The organism is Mesorhizobium sp. M6A.T.Ce.TU.016.01.1.1, from assembly GCF_003997065.1.
Lineage (GTDB): Bacteria > Pseudomonadota > Alphaproteobacteria > Rhizobiales > Rhizobiaceae > Mesorhizobium > Mesorhizobium mediterraneum.
Window position 1 is genome coordinate 1 of sequence record NZ_RZTJ01000157.1, and the last position, 420, is coordinate 420.

1 pseudogene is annotated in these 420 nt (G+C 66.7%); it reads right to left on the reverse strand.

Features of this window, described 5'->3' with window-relative positions:
- Positions 1 to 172: 172 nt before the first annotated feature.
- Positions 173 to 420: pseudogene (locus EOC94_RS33735) on the reverse strand (hypothetical protein); the annotation flags it as partial.

Here is a 420-nt window from a genome sequence, read left to right on the forward strand (position 1 = left end):
TTCCAGGACGCGTCCGGCTACAAGGAATTGTTGGCCGCCTGAGGCATTGCACTGTGCGGACTTCGGCGCTCGTCTGCGCCGCTCGGGTCGAAAGCTTTGAAGGACCGCTCCCTATCCAAGACAGGGAGTGATTGCCCGCCCACATCCGATTCTTGTCGCGCGCGGTTGGCCGCTATGCCATGGCTTTGAGCGGCGACTTGTCTGCCGCCTGCGCGCGCGCCGCCGCCGCTAGCAGGTCGGTCTGGGTGATCAGGCCGAGGATGCGCCGTTCGGCATCAACGATGACGACCGCATGGCTGCGGCCGTCGGTGAGCACGGGAAGCAGGCTCATCGCCGGCGTCGCGGGCGAGGCGGTGCCCGCCTTTGACAACACACCCTTCACCGTTTCGGTCGTCTGCGTCAGCTCGCGCAGCCCCACGG